An 11,810-nucleotide genomic window follows, 5' to 3' on the forward strand; every position below is an offset into this window, starting at 1 on the left:
CGGTTTCCTATTTCAGGCGGCCGGTCTGGCCGCGGTCGCGGAGATAGTGGTCGGCAATGGCGCAGGCAACCATCGCCTCGCCGATCGGCACGGCGCGGATGCCGACGCAGGGATCGTGCCGGCCCTTGGTGCGCACGTCGACATTGTTGCCGTCGGCGTCGATCGAGCGGCGCTCGGTGAGGATGGAGGACGTGGGCTTGATGGCGAAGCGCGCGATCACCGGCTGGCCGGTGGAAATGCCGCCGAGGATGCCGCCGGCATGGTTGCTGAGGAAGATCGGGTTGCCGTCATTGCCCATGCGCATCTCGTCGGCGTTCGCCTCGCCGGTCAGTTCCGCGCTCGCAAAACCCTCGCCGATCTCCACGCCCTTGACGGCGTTGATCGACATCAGCAGCGAGGCGATGTCCTGGTCGAGCTTGCCGTAGATCGGCGCGCCGAGGCCGGCTGGCACACCCTCGGCAACCACCTCGACGACCGCGCCGATGGACGAGCCCGCCTTGCGGATGCCGTCCAGGTATTCTTCCCAGACCGGAACGATGGCGGGGTCCGGCGCGAAGAACGGGTTGTCGTTCACCGCGTTCCAGTCCCAGTTGTCGCGGTTGATCCTGTGCTTGCCGATCTGCACCAGCGCGGCGCGCACGGTAAGGCCCGGCACGACCTTGCGGGCAAGCCCGCCGGCGGCGACGCGCGCCGCCGTCTCGCGGGCGGAGGAGCGGCCGCCGCCGCGATAGTCGCGGATGCCGTACTTGACGTCATAGGTATAGTCGGCATGGCCGGGACGGTAGCGCCGGGCGATCTCGCCATAGTCCTTGGAGCGCTGGTCGGTGTTCTCGATCAGCATGGAGACGGGCGTGCCGGTGGTGATCATCGTCTCGCCGTCGTCGTCCATCATCACGCCGGAGAGCACCTTGACGAGGTCATCCTCGCGGCGCTGCGTCACGAAGCGCGACTGGCCGGGCTTGCGCTTGTCGAGCCAGGCCTGGAGTTCGGCGAGCGTGAAGCGGATGCCGGGCGGGCAGCCGTCCACCACGCAGCCGAGCGCCGGCCCATGGCTTTCGCCCCAGGTGGTGACGCGGAAGAGATGACCGAAGGTATTGTGCGACATGAGCGGAACCGGACCCCACAAGAAAGTGCGCCCTCTCTTAGGGGAAAAGGTGGGGTCGGGACAAGGGTTTCGCGTGGGTGAGGCGGTTTTGGCGCTATCCCAAAAGCTCTAGGACGCCAGTTTCCACCGCATCTCGCTGCCGAAGGCGAGGAAGGCGTCGCGGGAGAGCGGCTTGGCGAAGGCATAGCCCTGCAGCAGGTCGCAGCCGAGCAGGCCGAGCATTTCGGCATGGGCCATCGTCTCCACGCCCTCCGCCACGATCTCGATGCCGAGCGAGCGGCCGATCTCGATGATCGAGCGCACCAGCGCCTGCTCGTTGCGCGAGGTGAGGATGGGGGCAACGAGCTGGCGGTCGATCTTCAGCCGTTTCGGCTTCAGCTTGAGCAGGCTGACGATGGAGGTGTGGCCGGTGCCGAAATCGTCGATCTCGATGTCGATGCCGAGCGCCTTGATGCGTTCGAGATTGGCAAGCACCACGTCGTCGCTCTCGTCGAGGAAGATCGATTCGACCAGCTCGAAGGCGATCTGGCCGGGCTGGATGGACAGGCCCGTCAGGCTGTCGATCAGGCTCTCGTCCCTGAGGCGCCGCGCCGAGACATTGACCGAGATCTTCGGCATGATGAGGCCCTGGGCGGCCCAGCGGGCGCAGTCCAGCAGCGCCTTTTCCAGGACGATGCGGTCGAGCGTCGCCATGACGTTGAGGTCCTCGGCGATCTTCAGGAACCGGTCGGGCGTGAGCAGCCCGTCGCGCGGGTGGTTCCAGCGGATGAGCGCCTCGGCGCCGGCGAGCTTCAGCGTGCCCGCGTCGATCTGCGGCTGGTAGTAGGGCACGAACTCGTTGTTCTCGATGCCGGCCAGGATGTCGTCGGCGATGCGCTTGTTCGAGATGATCTCGGCCTGCAGCGCCTCGGTGAAGAATTCGTGCCGGTTCCGCCCGAGCGCCTTGGCGCGGTAGAGCGCGATATCGGCGTTGACGAGCAGCTTGGCGGTGTCGATCGACCGGCCCTCGGTCAGCGCGATGCCGATGCTGACGCCGAAGCGGCAGAGATGACCCTCATATTCGACAGGCTGCTGCATCAGGCTGATGATGCGGCGCGACAGCGCACTGAGATAGGTCTGGTCCGTCGTGTTCGTCACCACGACGACGAATTCGTCGCCGCCGATGCGCGCCACGAGGTCGCCGGCATGCACGCAGGCCCGCAGCACCTGCGAGGCGTGCACGAGCAGCGCATCTCCGGCGGCGTGGCCGAGCGTGTCGTTGATCTGCTTGAAGCGGTCGAGGTCGATATGCAGGATGCCGACGCGGGCGTCCTTCGTCTCGCTGCGCGCGGCGATGCCGGTCAGCTCGTCGTCGAGCTTGCGGCGGTTGCCGAGGCCGGTCAGCGGGTCGTGCAGCGCATTGTGCTCGATGCGGACCTTCGCCTGTTCCAGTTCGATATTCTTGGCGTCCGCCTGCTCCTTGGCCGCCTTCAGGTTCTCCTTCAGGATCACGTCTTCCGTGACGTCGAAGGCAAGGCCGATGAGCTTGCGGCTGCCGTCCTGGCCGAGATGGACCTTGCCGACGGAGCGGACGTGGCGGACCTCGCCGTCCGGCAGCACGACGCGGGCCTCATGAACGTAGGGCAGGTGGTGCTCGATGCAGTGGTTGACGGTCTCGACCGTCGCGGCCCGGTCGTCCGGATGCATCGCCTCGAGCCAGGCCTCGTGCGTCACGATGCCGTCGGTGAAGACGAGGCCGTAGAGCTGGTGCATGCGCTCGTCCCAGTAGGTCCGGCCGAGGTCGAGGTCGGCCTCCCACAGGCCGCACTGGTAGGAATCGAGCGCGAGGTCGAGGCGGCGGCTGGTCCGTTCGAGCTCGGCATTCTGCCGGTCGGACTGTTCCTTGGCCTCCCGCAGGCGGGCGGTCATCTGCATGTCGTTGGTGACGTCGAAGGCGAGGCCGACGAGCTTGCGCCGGCCGTCCTGCCCGACATGCAGCTTGCCCACCGACTGGACGTGACGCACGGAGCCGTCGGGATGCACGACGCGCGAGGTGCGCAGATAGGGCACGTTCTCCTCGATGGTCTGCGTGGCCTTGCTCTCGGCCTCCGCACGGTCCTCGGGGTGGATGGCGTTGATCCAGGTCTCGTGCGTGATGCGCTCGCCGGTGTTCGTGACGCCGTAGAGCTGGTGCATGCGGTCGTCCCACAGCGTCAGGCCGTCCTCCAGGTCGGCTTCCCACAGGCCGCATTCGTAGGAATCGAGCGCGAGGTCGAGGCGCTGCGTCAGCTTGGCAAGCTCGGCGTTCTGCACCTCGGCATGGTCCTTGGCGCTCTTCAGCGCCTGGTTGAGCAGCACGTCCTCGGTGACGTCCCAGCTGATGCCGGTCAGTTTCTCCTCGCCGTTCGGGCCGACGAGGCGCGAGCCGACATTGCGGATGTAGTGCCAGCTGCCGTCCGGCATGAGGATGCGGTACTGCGACTTGTAGTCGTTGCCGCCGGCACGGATCATGTCCATCTCGGCCCTGGTGGTGGCGACGTCCTCCGGGTGAAGGACGGAGCGCCACGCGTGGTCGTTCGGCGTCTCGTTCTCCGGAAAGCCGTGCAGGCGATGCATCTGCGCGTCCCAGTTGCGCGCGCCGGTGGAGAGCTCGATTTCCCAGATGCCGATCTTGGAGGCGTCGAGCGCGATGTCGAGGCGCTGGGAGAGCGATTGCACCTGGCGTTCGCGCGCCCGCAGGCGGGCGATGTTGCGCTGGCGCTCGCTGACGAGGCCGCCGGTCAGGAAGATCGGCACGATGATGACGAGGGCGGCGGCGACGATGATCAGCCGGACCTGCGTGAGGTTTTCCGGCGGATGGTGCCAGCCCTTGGCCGGAATGGCCGCCAGTTCCCAGCGGCCGCCGGGAAAGTCGAGGGCCTGCACGACGGGATCCTTCTCGAAGATCTCCGCATCGCCGAAGAACGGATCGACGATGTTGTCCGGCACGCTGACATCGCGGATGGCGAGCTGGATGTCGGTCTCATGCCGTTGCGCGCCGTGCAGGGCGGCCTGGTCGGGATCGAACAGGCCGGCATCGCTGAAAAGCTTGCGCTCGTCGATCAGGCCGTCGATGTAGCCCCAGAAATAGTGCCGCGCGCCCGCATTGGTGAAGACCGGGATGAAGAGGTTGAAGCCGCGGCCGCCCTTGGCGAACTGCACCGGCCCGAACATCAGCGGTCGCCCGCGCGAACGGTCCGCCTGGGCGGCCTGGCGAAAGGAGGGGAAGCGGTTGAAGTCGGTGCCGAGATAGTGCTGGTTGCCGTCGAGCGGGAAGGCCTGCCGGACGATGCCGTCCGGCGCGACGCCGACGCGCCGGAAATGGGCGTTCTGCAGCATCAGCTTGCGGGCGAAGACATTGAACTGCAGCGTCGCCTGCTCGGGGGCCACGGCGAACATGTTGGCGACGCTGCGCAGCGCCGCCACGTTGCTGCTCACCTGGCTCTGCAGCCGGGCGCCGACCAGCGCGAGATCGCCGGCGACATGGTTCTGCAGCTCGTTGTGATAGATGCGCTCGTTCTGCCGCTCGTAGATGACGCCCGCCGTCAGGATGACGCAGCCGGCGATGGCCGCCGGAACGAGCGATGGCTTCGCCCATTCTGCTATGGACGCCAGAGCGTGGCGAAGGGCGGCTGGAAGGTGCAAGACGGCGGTCCCCGATGATCGCAAAACGGTAAGTGAGGCATTGTTAAAATTGCATTTATAAGCAGCTGAAATACTTGCACTTCCCATCCGATACGGCGGCTCCGCCCACCGGAGCGTTGCCGACTTGTCCGACAATTCGGGGGACGAGCCGGCGGCGCGCCTTGATTCGCCTGACCTTTCCGGCCATCCATTTCGTGGACGCGCGCGGGGGCGGGCGAATTTCGCCATATTTGGGGGGCATCTGACATGGCCAGCAAAAAGACTGATTCATTCCCTGAGGTTCGCAAGATGCGCTTTCTGATCGCCGCGCTGATGGCCACGGCCGTTTTTCTCTCGCCGCTCGCCGCTTCGGCCGAAAGCGCCGACGTGGAGGCGGTGATCACGAATGTCGACACGACGAATCTCAGCCTCTCGCTGGACGACGGCAAGAAGTACCAGGCGCCGGAGGAGTTCAACTTCGAAGGCCTGGAGCCGGGCGTGAAGGTGCTGGTCTTCTACACCGAAGTCGACGGCAAGCGCGTCATCAACGATCTGGAGATCATCCAGTAGAGGGTCGTCCCTCATCCCCCTGCCGGGACCTTCTCCCTGCGGGGGGGGAGGAGAAGGGGAATGCCGTGCCGTTCCTTCCTCCGGAAATGGGCAGAATGCAGGAAAACGGCGAGCCCATCGCTGCTCGCCCCGCTTGCGGGGAGAGGATGCCGGCAGGCAGGTGAGGGGCCTTCGCTCCTCAGAGCCAGTGCATTCCCGTCGCGTCGATGCGCAGCACGCGGTCCTGGTGGATCGGCGTGTTGGCCGCCTCCTCCTCGTCCATGCCGTTGAGGCGGAAGGCCGCGCGGAAAACGCCGCCATGGCTGACGCAGACGGTCGGCTCGCGCACGTCGGCAAGCCATGAGGCGACGCGCCAGGAGAGGATCTCGTAGCTTTCCGCCGCTTCGCCCGGCGGAATGAAGTTCCATTTCGCGCGGCTGCGCTCCTCGACCCGCCGCGGCGCTTCGGCCATCAGTTCGGGCAGCGTATGGCCCTCCCAGTCGCCGAAGGAGACTTCGACGAGGCGGGCATCGGTGCGGTAGGCCAGCGGATCGAGCCCCATGGCGCGGCGCAGGATTTCCATGGTCTCGCGTGTGCGCCCGAGCGGGCTTGCGACGAAATCGAAATCGCCGGCCTTCTTGCCGAGAATGCCCTTGAGGGCGGCGCCGTTGCCGGCCGCCTGGCGGCGGCCGGTCTCGTTCAGCGGGATGTCCTTCTGGCCCTGCAGCCTGCCCTCTGCATTCCACGCGGTCTGGCCGTGGCGGATCATGTAGATGAGCAAGGCGGGAAACCTCGGGAGAAAGGCCTGTATCAGTCCTTGACGACGGAGATGTCCGGCGCATCGACGGCCTTCATGCCGACGACATGGTAGCCGCTGTCCGCATGATGGGTCTCGCCGGTCACCGAGCGCGAAAGATCGGAGAGCATGTAGAGGCCGACATCGCCCACCTCCTCGATGGTGACGGTCCGGCGCAGCGGCGCGTTGTACTCGTTCCACTTGAGGATGTAGCGGAAGTCGCCGATGCCGGAGGCCGCGAGCGTCTTGATCGGGCCGGCCGAAATGGCGTTGACGCGGATGTTCTTCGGGCCGAGGTCGACGGCGAGATACTTCACGCTCGCCTCCAGCGCGGCCTTGGCGACGCCCATGACGTTGTAGTTCGGCATGACCTTTTCCGCGCCGTAATAGGTCAGCGTCAGCATCGAGCCGCCGTCGGTCATCAGCTTTTCCGCGCGGCGGGCGACGGAGGTGAAGGAATAGACCGAGATCTGCATGGTCTTGGCGAAGTTCGCCGGCGTCGTGTCGACGTAGCGGCCGGTCAGCTCGTCCTTGTCGGAAAAGCCGATGGCGTGCACGAGGAAGTCGATCTTGCCCCAGGTCTTCTCGATATTCTCGAAGACGGCGTCGATCGACGCCTCGTCGGAGACGTCGCAATCGCCGGCCAGCACCGCGCCGATTTCGGCGGCCAGCGGCTCGACGCGCTTCTTCAGCGCATCGCCCTGGTAGGTGAGGGCGATCTCGCCACCCTGTGCGTGGATAGCCTTGGCGATGCCCCAGGCGATGGAACGGTTGTTGGCGACGCCCATGATGACGCCGCGCTTGCCCTTCATCAGACCAGATGCCTGAACCATGGTTTGCCCCCTGATACGTAAGTCAGGTTTGCCTATGGCATAGGCGGCAATGGCGTTCAAGCGCGCGGGGGTTCAGGAACTGTTAGCACACGTAACAATGGGTGCATGTTTTATGAAAGCGTCACGAAGCGCTTAAAGATAGAGCCCTTCGCGCAGGCTGCGCATCAGGTCGATCATCTTGTCGTCCGGCTTTTCCCACAGGAGGAGGCGGATTTCGGCGACGAGATCGCCCCGCTCGCCGTTCTCCATGACGAGGCCTTCGCCGGGAATGCGGATCTGCTGGTCGGAGCCCGACCAGGCCGGAACCGTCACGGGGAGGGTCCCGAGCGGGCCCTCGACGGTCGTCTCGCAGCCGAGCACGGCATTCTCGATCGTCACCGGCAGGTCGACCTTGAGGTCGAAGCCGTCGACCCGGAAGCGGCCGGGAATAACGCGCAGGGTAAGGACGGCATCGCCGCGCCTAAGGCCCTCGATACGGTGTCCGGCCTCCTTGAGGCGGATCACCTGGCCGTCGGTCGACCCGGCGCCGACCGGCACGCGCAGCGTCTGGCCGTCCGGCGTCTCGACGGTCGGGCGCACCTTGTTGAGGATGTCCTCGACGCTGACGGCGACGTCTGCGACGAAGTCCGGCGCCGTTTCCACCTTGGCGCGGCTGCCGCGGATGCGGCGGATGATGGCGGAGATGAGGTTGGACGCCGGGGCGACGCCGCGGCCTGGTGCCGCCTTCTCCGCGTCCGGCTCGTCGGTTGCCTTGCGGGCGTCCTGGGCGGGGGCGGCGGTCGCTTGTGCCTGCGCCTGCGGGCGAGGCTGCGCCTGGGATTGGGCCTGTGCCTTGGCCTCCGCCGGCTGGCCGCGCGAATCGACGCCGAAGATGCGGGCGATCATGTCCTCGGCATCCTCGTTCGACATGCGCGGCGGCGCCTCGCTCTTCGCCTTGCGCTCGGCCTGCTGGCGGCGCATCTGCTCCATGCGGCGCAGTTCGGCCTCGCGCTGCTGGCGGTCGTAGCGGCTGCGCTTGTCGGGATCGCGCAGGATGTCGTAGGCGCGGCCGGCCTCGGTGAAGCGCACGGTGGCGTTGGGATCGTCGTGGTTCTGGTCGGGATGCACGGCCTTCGCCAGCGAGCGCCAGGCAGCCTTGATTTCCTCCTGCCCGGCGTTCCGCTTCACACCGAGCACCGAATAGGGGTCACGCATAACTTCCACCCGTTGCCGTTTTGCCCGCCATGATAGCGATGAACGTCCTAATCACTCGTTACGGGTCAGAGTTGAGAAATCGCAAAGATCGCGCGCCCTCAACCCTGCAGGTCGAAGGCGAGCAGCAGCCATTCGCCGGAACTGGCAAGGCAGGTCCGGCCGGAATAGTTGGCGATGCCCTGGTAGGAATGGCGCGTCGTCACGAAATCGCGGCAGGGCCGCCCGGCATTGTCGCGGTTTTCCGCAATGCTGCTGATGACGCCGGCGCTGCCCGAGGCGGAGTTCGCCCAGGGAATGGGGCTGCCGCCGATGCGCGCAAGATCGGCGGAGGAGACGGCATTGCGCACGGTGATCTCGTCGGTCAGCCGCTCCGTGCCGGCGGGCACGGAACTGGTGCGCACGGCATCCACCTTGCCGCCGTCGAAGAGGTCGAGACCGCCCATGCAGCCCGAGAGAGAGGCGCCGCACAGGGTCACGACAACAACCGCAAGGCAATGTGCCCCGTATGGCTTTGTCTGCGCTCGCGACTTTGCTATGACGTCCACTCCAACCTGCCTCATGCAGCCAATAGATCGGCATTGAATCGAATATGAGCGAAAATGCGTTAACAAGCGGTGACTTCACCGAGGAAAACGAACCCTATTCCCTCTTCGGCGCATGGCTGGAGGAGGCGGGGAAGACCGAGCCGAACGACCCGAACGCGGTGGCGCTCGCCACCGTCGACGAGGCGGGCCTGCCGAATGTGCGCATGGTACTGCTCAAGGGGTTCGATGCGCGCGGCTTCGTCTTCTACACGAATTTCGAGAGCCGGAAGGGCGTGGAGATCCTTGGCGCGCGCAAGGCCGCCATGTGCTTCCACTGGAAGTCCCTGCGCCGCCAGGTGCGCATCCGCGGCGAGGTGGAGATCGTCACCGATGCCGAGGCCGACGAATATTACGCCTCGCGCCCGCGCGGCAGCCGCATCGGCGCCTGGGCGTCGAAGCAGTCGCGCCCGCTGGAAGGCCGCTTTGCGCTGGAAAAGGCCGTCGCCGAATACACGGCCCGCTACGCCATCGGCGAGATCCCCCGCCCGCCGCACTGGTCCGGCTTTCGCATCAGGCCCGTCTCGATCGAATTCTGGCACGACCGCCCCTTCCGCCTGCACGACCGCGTGGAATTCCGCCGCACGGAGGACGGCGACGGCTGGACGAAGGTCAGGATGTATCCGTGAGAATTCGGGACCGTCGTGTTCTATGGCGGCATACCCCCCCTCTGGCCTGCCGGCCATCTCCCCCTCAAGGGGGGAGATCGGCTAGAGGCGAAAACCTCGCTCAAATTGCAACGCTAAAAAGAGGGCAAAATGCCGCCCCATCCCATCTCCCCCCCTTGAGGGGGAGATGGCCGGCAGGCCAGAGGGGGGCGCAGTGTGGAACGGTTTCCCGAACGTGCGACGGACAACACGCCGCCGCCTGAGGCCCAAGCTCAGCGTCGCATCAGCCGGAAGGGAATGCCCGAGGCCAGCGCGCCGACATATTTCGGCTTCTGGTAGTGCCCGTTCAGCGAGATGCGGGGCAGCGTCGTCGGCGTGTCGAAGGAGCGGGCCGAAAGCGTGCCCGGATCTGTGGTGACGGCGACGCGGAAGCCGAGGTCCCTTGCGAGCTTGTGCTCGCGCGGCGAGACGGCGGCGCGGTCGCCATAGGGATAGGCGAGCGTGTCCGGCCGGTGGCCGACGATGTCGGCGATGCGCGCGGCCGACTGGTCCATCTCGTGGCGCGCCTCCTCGTCGCCGAGGCGCGCGAGGGCGCGGTGGCTCACCGTATGGGCGCCGATCGAGGCGAGGGGGTTGACGACGAGGCTCTTCAGCTCCGGTTCGCGCATGACGAGCCGTTCGGTGATCATCAGCGGATCGATGCCATGGGCCCTTGCCGCCGCATCGAGGCGCTCGATCGCTGCCGCCTCCTCCATCTCTGCCTGGATGAAGCGGGCGAGCCGGGCATAGGCGGCCTGTTTCTGGAAGGGGGTGGCAAGCGGCATGGCGATCGCGCCGGAGCCGAAATCGAATTCCAGATGGGGCGCGGTGCGTAGAAGTTCCGTCAGCGTCTCCCACCAGATGCCATGGGTCTTGCAGGTGAAGCCCGGCGAGACGAAGACGGTGAACGGCACCTTGTGCCGCGTGAAGACCGGCTGGGCATGGACCGCATTGTTGCGGTAGCCGTCATCCAGCGTGAAGGCGGCGAAGCGCTCGCCGGCCCGCGCGATGGCGAGCCGCGCCGGCATGTCGGCCAGCGCCACGAACTGGTAGCCTTCTTCCGTGAGGTATTCGATCGCCGCATCGAGAAATTCCGGCGTGACCTCCAGATGCGCATTCGGATCGAAGGCCTGCGGCGTCTTCGGCCGCACATGGTGCAGCGTGAAGATCGCGCCCATGCCGCGGGCGGACGCCATCAGCCCGACGCGTTCGGCCAGGTGCGCGAACTCCAGCCCGCCGGTGATCACGGCGCGCCTCAGTCCCTGTCGCATGACACTGCGGATCGGCATGTCGTCTTCGTTGTCCCTTCGTCTCTCGCGGCCGTTATCGCACCCGGTCGGTATCCGAGTGGTTAACAACGGCTTTCCTGTGGCGCGGCGGCGCCGGCCGCCCGGTCTGGAAGGTGAGGATACGGATGACATCCATGAAGATGCGGGTGATGGGGTCGAACATCGTCGTTCTCCGTGCTTTCGGTCTGCACGGAGTGTCCGCCCGCTTGCCCCTGCGGCTCAAACGAGTTTATCGTCGATTTCGGATGACTTGAGGTTATGCGATGAAACGCGGACGTCTGCCGCTCACGGCGCTCAGGAGTTTCGAGGCGGCGGGCCGGCTCGGCAGCTTCACGCTGGCGGCCGAGGAACTGCTCGTCTCGCAGGCCGCGGTGAGCCGGCAGGTCAAGGAGCTGGAGGCCGAGCTCGGCAAGCCGCTCTTCGAGCGCCGCCATCGCAGCGTGCGCCTCACCTCCGCCGGCGAGGCGCTGCTCGACGTCCTGTCGCGCGCCTTCGACGCGATGGATGCGAGCCTGTCGGAGATCCGCGGCCGGCGCGGCGGCGGGCTGCTGGAGATCAGCTCCGAGCCCTCTTTCGCGGCAAGCTGGCTCGTGCCGCATCTCGACGATTTCCATGCGGACCATCCCGAGATCGACGTCGTGGTCGAATCGGACATGCGGCTCATCGAGTTCCGCACGCACGAGGCGGAAATCGCCATCCGGCATGGCATGGATGCCAGGGCCTGGCCGCGCGTTGCGGCCGAGCATCTGGCGGACGTGGAGCTGGTGCCCGTGATCATGCCCTGCCTGATGGCGGAGGGGCCTCCGCTGCGCGTGCCGGCCGATATCCTCGCCTATACGCTGCTGCACGAGGAGAACCGTAGCGCCTGGCAGCGCTGGTTCGCCGCCGCCGGCCTGCCGGATGTGCCGCCCGGGCGGGCGCAGATCTTCACCGAAGGCAATCTGGTGCTGCAGGCGGCGCTGCGCGGCCACGGCATCGCGCTGGTCGACCGCGCCTTCGCGGCCGAGGACATCGCCGAAGGGCGTCTCGTGCAGCTCTTCGACATCTCGATCCGCTACGGCGCCTACTGGCTCGTCGCCCGCGATTTCAAGCGCCTCTCCCCGGAGGCCCGCGCCTTTCGGCAATGGCTGTTGCAGCGCTTTGCCGTCTCTGGCGGTCCTTGAGGCCGAGGTCC

General features: G+C 66.5%; 11 protein-coding genes. 3 read left to right on the plus strand and 8 right to left on the minus strand.

Annotation, left to right across the window (positions count from 1 at the left end; all coding sequences use genetic code 11):
- Positions 1 to 7: 7 nt before the first annotated feature.
- Complete coding sequence (gene aroC / locus WMC41_RS03805; protein ID WP_244767810.1) at positions 8 to 1,105, minus strand: chorismate synthase; 1,098 nt, start codon at positions 1,103 to 1,105, stop codon at positions 8 to 10.
- Positions 1,106 to 1,213: 108 nt separating this feature from the next.
- On the minus strand, positions 1,214 to 4,768 hold the full coding sequence (locus WMC41_RS03810) for a bifunctional diguanylate cyclase/phosphodiesterase (protein ID WP_432347071.1): 3,555 nt from the start codon (positions 4,766 to 4,768) through the stop codon (positions 1,214 to 1,216).
- A gap of 288 nt (positions 4,769 to 5,056) precedes the next feature.
- On the opposite strand from WMC41_RS03810, the gene WMC41_RS03815 reads away from it, so the two are divergent.
- A complete protein-coding gene (locus WMC41_RS03815; RefSeq protein WP_023511842.1) occupies positions 5,057 to 5,317 on the plus strand; it encodes a DUF1344 domain-containing protein in 261 nt (86 codons plus the stop codon).
- Between the two features lie 178 nt (positions 5,318 to 5,495).
- Here the strand turns inward: WMC41_RS03815 and WMC41_RS03820 are convergent, their stop codons facing one another.
- The 4 genes from WMC41_RS03820 to WMC41_RS03835 form a co-directional block, all read right to left on the minus strand.
- Positions 5,496 to 6,077, minus strand: coding sequence for a histidine phosphatase family protein (locus WMC41_RS03820; RefSeq protein ID WP_432347072.1), 582 nt, complete (start codon positions 6,075 to 6,077; stop codon positions 5,496 to 5,498).
- Positions 6,078 to 6,106: 29 nt separating this feature from the next.
- Positions 6,107 to 6,925 carry an enoyl-ACP reductase FabI gene (fabI, locus tag WMC41_RS03825; RefSeq protein ID WP_244767807.1) on the minus strand — a complete coding sequence of 273 codons (819 nt, stop codon included), beginning with the start codon at positions 6,923 to 6,925 and terminating at the stop codon, positions 6,107 to 6,109.
- 132 nt (positions 6,926 to 7,057) lie between these two features.
- The gene (locus WMC41_RS03830; RefSeq protein ID WP_432347073.1) at positions 7,058 to 8,119 is read right to left on the minus strand and encodes a DnaJ domain-containing protein; all 1,062 of its coding nucleotides are present in this window, start codon (positions 8,117 to 8,119) and stop codon (positions 7,058 to 7,060) included.
- A gap of 98 nt (positions 8,120 to 8,217) precedes the next feature.
- Positions 8,218 to 8,664, minus strand: coding sequence for an RT0821/Lpp0805 family surface protein (locus tag WMC41_RS03835; protein WP_398432127.1), 447 nt, complete (start codon positions 8,662 to 8,664; stop codon positions 8,218 to 8,220).
- A gap of 44 nt (positions 8,665 to 8,708) precedes the next feature.
- Here WMC41_RS03835 and pdxH point away from each other — a divergent pair, with 44 nt between their 5' ends.
- Entirely contained in the window at positions 8,709 to 9,329 is a 621-nt protein-coding gene (gene pdxH / locus WMC41_RS03840) for a pyridoxamine 5'-phosphate oxidase (RefSeq protein ID WP_432347074.1), read from the plus strand.
- Positions 9,330 to 9,580: 251 nt separating this feature from the next.
- Here the strand turns inward: pdxH and WMC41_RS03845 are convergent, their stop codons facing one another.
- The gene (locus WMC41_RS03845) at positions 9,581 to 10,636 is read right to left on the minus strand and encodes a polysaccharide deacetylase family protein (RefSeq protein WP_432347075.1); all 1,056 of its coding nucleotides are present in this window, start codon (positions 10,634 to 10,636) and stop codon (positions 9,581 to 9,583) included.
- Positions 10,637 to 10,670: 34 nt separating this feature from the next.
- Positions 10,671 to 10,799, minus strand: coding sequence for a hypothetical protein (locus WMC41_RS03850; RefSeq protein WP_263194278.1), 129 nt, complete (start codon positions 10,797 to 10,799; stop codon positions 10,671 to 10,673).
- A 100-nt stretch (positions 10,800 to 10,899) separates the two neighbouring features.
- Between WMC41_RS03850 and WMC41_RS03855 the strand changes: the two genes are divergently transcribed.
- Positions 10,900 to 11,799: a LysR substrate-binding domain-containing protein gene (locus WMC41_RS03855; RefSeq protein WP_244767802.1), complete on the plus strand. Its 900-nt coding sequence runs from the start codon at positions 10,900 to 10,902 to the stop codon at positions 11,797 to 11,799.
- The last annotated feature ends 11 nt before the right edge of the window (positions 11,800 to 11,810 follow it).

Source organism: Shinella yambaruensis (genome assembly GCF_050859155.1).
Classification (GTDB): domain Bacteria; phylum Pseudomonadota; class Alphaproteobacteria; order Rhizobiales; family Rhizobiaceae; genus Shinella; species Shinella yambaruensis.

Coding starts and splice junctions, on each gene's coding strand:
- WMC41_RS03850 (WP_263194278.1), bottom strand. CDS start 10,799: ATGTTCGACCCCATCACCCGCATCTTCATGGATGTCATCCGTATCCTC.
- WMC41_RS03845 (WP_432347075.1), bottom strand. CDS start 10,636: ATGCCGATCCGCAGTGTCATGCGACAGGGACTGAGGCGCGCCGTGATC.
- WMC41_RS03815 (WP_023511842.1), top strand. CDS start 5,057: ATGCGCTTTCTGATCGCCGCGCTGATGGCCACGGCCGTTTTTCTCTCG.
- pdxH (WP_432347074.1), top strand. CDS start 8,709: ATGAGCGAAAATGCGTTAACAAGCGGTGACTTCACCGAGGAAAACGAA.
- aroC (WP_244767810.1), bottom strand. CDS start 1,105: ATGTCGCACAATACCTTCGGTCATCTCTTCCGCGTCACCACCTGGGGC.
- WMC41_RS03830 (WP_432347073.1), bottom strand. CDS start 8,119: ATGCGTGACCCCTATTCGGTGCTCGGTGTGAAGCGGAACGCCGGGCAG.
- fabI (WP_244767807.1), bottom strand. CDS start 6,925: ATGGTTCAGGCATCTGGTCTGATGAAGGGCAAGCGCGGCGTCATCATG.
- WMC41_RS03855 (WP_244767802.1), top strand. CDS start 10,900: ATGAAACGCGGACGTCTGCCGCTCACGGCGCTCAGGAGTTTCGAGGCG.